General features: G+C 66.3%; 5 protein-coding genes and 1 tRNA gene. 3 read left to right on the top strand and 3 right to left on the bottom strand.

Going from position 1 to position 4683, the window contains the following annotated elements:
* The 3 genes from ACFQEU_RS11625 to ACFQEU_RS11615 all read right to left on the bottom strand — a co-directional run.
* On the bottom strand, positions 1-429 hold a 429-nt coding region (locus ACFQEU_RS11625), incomplete at its 3' end, for a substrate-binding domain-containing protein (RefSeq protein ID WP_379782300.1).
* A 300-nt stretch (positions 430-729) separates the two neighbouring features.
* Complete coding sequence (locus ACFQEU_RS11620) at positions 730-1176, bottom strand: DUF2391 domain-containing protein (protein ID WP_379782298.1); 447 nt, start codon at positions 1174-1176, stop codon at positions 730-732.
* Between the two features lie 208 nt (positions 1177-1384).
* A tRNA-Lys gene (locus ACFQEU_RS11615) sits at positions 1385-1458 on the bottom strand.
* A 165-nt stretch (positions 1459-1623) separates the two neighbouring features.
* Here ACFQEU_RS11615 and ACFQEU_RS11610 point away from each other — a divergent pair.
* The 3 genes from ACFQEU_RS11610 to ACFQEU_RS11600 form a co-directional block, all read left to right on the top strand.
* Complete coding sequence (locus tag ACFQEU_RS11610; RefSeq protein WP_379782296.1) at positions 1624-2583, top strand: TAXI family TRAP transporter solute-binding subunit; 960 nt, start codon at positions 1624-1626, stop codon at positions 2581-2583.
* Between the two features lies 1 nt (position 2584).
* Positions 2585-3085 (top strand): DUF1850 domain-containing protein, encoded by a 501-nt coding sequence (locus ACFQEU_RS11605; RefSeq protein ID WP_379782294.1) that lies wholly within the window; start codon positions 2585-2587, stop codon positions 3083-3085.
* On the top strand, positions 3082-4683 hold a 1602-nt coding region (locus ACFQEU_RS11600), incomplete at its 3' end, for a TRAP transporter permease (protein ID WP_379782302.1). The genes ACFQEU_RS11605 and ACFQEU_RS11600, both read left to right, overlap by 4 nt.

Below are 4683 nucleotides of genomic sequence, written 5' to 3'. Positions count from 1 at the left end.
CGCGTACCACGGCTCGCCGTCCGCCAGCCGGCGGCCGAGCGGGACGTCCGGGGCGTACGCGATGCCGACCGCGTTGCTCGCGAACTCGACGTCCCAGTCGGTGACCCCGTCGTAGAGGCGGTCGCGGAGCAGCGTGGCGTCGGCGCTGACGACGACGTCCGGGTGTTTCGTCCCGTCCTCGACCATGCGCATCACGGCGTTGGCCCCGTAGTACTCGCCGTGAACGGCGATCCCGGTTTGGGCCTCGAACGCCGGGGCAACGTGGTCCTCGAACGTCGTCGCCAGGCTGCCAGCGGACAGCACGCGCACCGACTCGCCGCCGGCGTCGAGATAGCCGGCGACGGTACCCACGCCCGCGAGCCCCCCGATCGTCGCGAGCGCCCCCCGACGACTGATCCACCGCCCGTCGTCGTCGTGGCTCGTCTCCATACACGATCCGTCTCTCCCCCGCTCCGTATAACTGTATCCGATTCCTATTTGGTGAAAAAACAACCTCGAGTGATTTCTCTCAGGCTTCGAAACGGGGTGTGATCGGGGATCGTTCCGCGATCCGTGTAACGGGGATCGGTTATGATACCGGTCTGAACGGGTGGGTCGGTGTGCGTGGGTGGGTCGGCATGAACGGGTGGGTCGGTGCGTCGGTGAGTCGGTGAGCCGACGGTCGCATCCGCGGGTCCGCGCCGGTCGCTTCCGTCACGCCGAAGTCGGCACACGTCCCGATCGGGAGCGCTATCGTGAGAAGACGCTATCGGCGGTGGCCGCCCCGACGACGCTGAACACGGAGCCGACGCTGATCGCTTTAAACGTGATGAGTGCTATCTCGCGGTTGGAGTCGACGGATCCGAGGAACGTGTCCGGCGCATCGAACAGCAGCGCCAGGATCGTCACCGATCCGAACGCGACCAGCATCAACGAGAGGAACCTGACCGGTACCCTGCCGATCCGCTGTTCATCGGACGGGTCCCGGTTCGTGTCCGCTTTATATAGTGTCGCGTATCCGATGCCGCAGACGACGCCGATCGTCGCGATCGCCTGGAGGAGACTCATGTTCTCCGCTAACAGCCAGACCTCCTCGGTCACCACGAACGGGCCGGCGAGGAGAAACCCCCCGACGATCTGCTGGGCCGAGTCAGCCACCCGGAACTTCCGTGGACGTCGTGGTCGCGGTACTTTCATACGCTCCTAACGGTCACAGGGGTTGAAGTATCGACTGATAGCCCGGTTACGGTTAGCACCGGGCGCGGAGCCGTGACTCTCGCGGTCGTCTCGGTTTATCGCCTCACTCCGACCGTTTCCGAGTCGCTCGCTGTGCTCGCGACTGCTCTCGGAAAAACTGTGCCTGCCGGTTCACTTGCCGATTCGCTACGCTCATCGGCTCGTTGCACGGGCCGGGCGCGATTTGAACACGCGACCGACGGATTAAGAGTCCGTCGCTCTCCCTAACTGAGCTACCGGCCCTCATCGTGTCGTACCGCGGTCACGGTAAAAGGCCTTTTCATTCGCCCGCCCCCTCGGGTCCCTCTCCAGCCCGAAAAGACGATATCAGGCCTCAAAACCCGCGAAAAACGCCTCTCTCGGACAGAGGGGAAATCGTTATCAACACACGTGGCTAAGGTGTGTCGTATGAAAGACGACATGATCGACGGTCGGATCGACCGGCGCACAGTACTTAAAGGAGCAGCAGCGGCCGGAATGATCGGCCTCGCGGGCTGTGCCGACGACACCGAGACGATCCGCTGGCACGCCGGCGGCACAGGCGGGACGTACTTCCCGCTCTCCGGCGAGTTCGAGGGGATCGTCGAGGACGTCACCGACTACAATATGGAGGTCTCCTCCACGGGCGCGTCCGTCGAGAACGTCGGCAGCCTCGGCAACGGTGACGCCGACTTCGCGCTGATCCAGAACGACGTCGCTTTCTTCGCCGCCAACGGCACCGGGCTGGACGCGTTCGAGGGCGAGCCGATCGAGAACCTCCGGGGCGTCGCAACGCTGTATCCGGAGACGATCCACGTGATCATCGACCCGGACGCCGGCATCGACTCCCTCGCGGACCTGGAAGGGCGGCCGGTCAACACCGGCGACCTTGGCTCCGGCACGCAGGTGAACGCGCTCCAGATCCTCGAATCGGTCGCGGGGATCACCCCCGACGACTTCGACGAGCAGAACACCGACTTCACACAGGCGGCCGACCAGATCCGCGACGGCGACGTCGACGCGGCGTTCGTCGTCGGCGGCTGGCCCGTCGGCGCGGTCGAGGAGCTCGCGACGACCGCGGACATCGAGATCCTGAACATGTCGGCCGACGAGCGCGAGGCGGCCCGTGCGGACGCCTCATGGTTCGCCGACGACACCATCCCGGCCGGCACCTACGAGGGGATCGACGCCGACGTCGACACCGTCTCCGTGCAGGCGATGATCGCGACCCGCGAGGAGTACAGCGCGGACATCGTCGAGGACGTCAGCGAGGCCATCTTCGAGAACGTCGACCGGCTGTCGATCAAGACCGACTTCATCAACCGCGACTCCGCACAGGACGGGATGTCGATCGACCTCCACGAGGGCGCGGCCCGCTACTTCGAGTAGCGTGCTCCCCCGGTCGCGGGCATCGACGGTCGTCGGCGTCGGCGTCGTCCTGCTCGTGGCCCTGAGTATCGCGTTTTTCGCTGTCGACGGCCTCGATACGCTCGCCGGCGAGCCGACGGTCGTCGTGACCGACACCGACGGCCAAGAGCTGGTAGTCGCCCCGATACACGACGGCGACGAGGTCGTGCTCGAATACACCCACAGCGTCGAGCGAACGCTCGTGCGTGACGTGTACGTCCACGAGGACGGCCGGCTCGTGATGACCCGGATGGAGTTCAGCTCCTTCGGCGCGGGGTTGCCGTCACACGCCGAGGTGACGATCCGTGACGGACGATACGTATATCACCCGCCCCGTTCAGAATACGAGTCACTACGTATCATGACCGGTTCGACCGCAGACCACGACCTGATCGTTGGCGAGAACCGGTACGACATCACGGCGCTGAGCGGGGGCGGTGCCGTGGAGGTAACGATCGAGAACCGCTTCGGGTGGCCGTCGTGACCACCCCCAGCGCGGGCAGCGCGTCGCTTCCGGACCCCGATTCCTCGACCGCCGCCGACGAGGTGTTCGAGGAGATCGACAAACGCCGCACCCTTCGCGGGGCCGCCGCCGTCGCGGTCGCGGTCATCGGGATCACGTTTTCGGCGTTCCAGCTGTGGATCGCCGCCCGCGGGTTCGTCTTCGAGATCCCGATCCCCCGATACGACACGATCCGGATCGGGGCGCTCGCCCAGCTGCAGATCCGGGCGATCCACGTCAACTTCGCGCTGATCCTCGCGTTCCTCCTGTTCCCGGGATCGACCGGGAACGGACCGATCACGCGCCGGATCGAGGCGCTCCCGTCGGTCCTCCGTGACCGGTCCGGCGACGGGCCGCTCACGCGGGCGGCCGACCGGGTTCGGAGGGCGGTTCGCTGGGTGTTCGTCGACCGCGATTCCGATCGGATCACACCTTCCGACTTGGCACTTATCGCGCTCTCGCTGCTGCCGACGTTCTACTACGTCACCCGGTACGACGAAGTGACGAACGTGGTCCGGGTTCGCGGCCTGGGCGGGGCCGGAACGCTCGGTGAGGTGTACCCCGTCTTCGCCCCGCTAGAACTGGGGCCGTTCGCCGAGTACCCGCTCGCGTATCTGATGGGTGTTCTCGCCATCCTGCTCGTGCTGGAGGCGACGCGCCGCGCGCTCGGGCTGCTGCTCACGCTGCTCGTCGCTGCGTTCCTGTTGTACGCCAAGTACGGCTACCTGATCCCCCGTGGCGTCCCCGGGCTCGGCACGTTCTCGACCTCACAGCTCCGCTGGGATCAGATCGTCCAGAACCTCTGGTACACCGTCGAGGGGATCCTCGGCGTGCCCGTGGGCGTCTCGGTCCGGTTCATCTACATCTTCATCCTCTTCGGCGCGTTTCTGGAGATGTCCGGCGCGGGCAAGTGGTTCATCGATCTCGCGTACTCGATCACGGGCACCCGCAAGGGTGGCCCGGCCAAAGCCAGTGTCGTCTCCTCCGGGTTCATGGGGATGTTGTCGGGTTCGTCGGTGGCGAACACGGTCACGACCGGCGCGTTGACGATCCCGTTGATGAAACGCTCCGGCTACTCGCCGGAGTTCGCCGGTGCGGTGGAGTCGTCCGTCTCCTCGGGCGGTCAGATCCTCCCGCCGGTGATGGGAGCGGCCGCGTTCCTCATCGTCGAATACACGGCGACCCCGTTCCGGGAGGTCGTCATCGCGGCGACGCTGCCGGCGCTCGCGTTCTTCTTCGGGATGTGGGTGATGGTCCACTTCGAGGCGGCCAAGGAGGGGATCGGCGGGCTCGCACGGAGCGAGCTGCTCGACATCGGCCCGCACATGCGCCGGGGTTGGTTCTATCTGGTCCCGCTCGGGCTCCTCCTGTACTACCTCGTGATCGCCCGGCTCTCGGTGGGGCGTGCGGGATGGCTCACCATCGCCGCGACCGTCGCGCTGATCGCGCTGGTCGCCGCGTACAACGAGCGGACCGGGCCGGCGATCGTCGGCGGCGTCGCCGGCGGGTTCGTCCTGTTCGCGGTATCGCTGTACTACGCGGGCGCTACCCCCGTCGAGATCCTCTTTGCGGGGATGCCC

The sequence above is a fragment of the Halorubrum tibetense genome (genome assembly GCF_042661865.1).
GTDB classification, from domain to species: domain Archaea; phylum Halobacteriota; class Halobacteria; order Halobacteriales; family Haloferacaceae; genus Halorubrum; species Halorubrum tibetense.
This window is presented reverse-complemented; position numbering and strand designations above follow the sequence as displayed.

Excerpts from the sequence above, each read along its gene's own strand:
- ACFQEU_RS11620 (WP_379782298.1), bottom strand. The coding sequence starts at position 1,176 with ATGAAAGTACCGCGACCACGACGTCCACGGAAGTTCCGGGTGGCTGAC.
- ACFQEU_RS11610 (WP_379782296.1), top strand. The coding sequence starts at position 1,624 with ATGAAAGACGACATGATCGACGGTCGGATCGACCGGCGCACAGTACTT.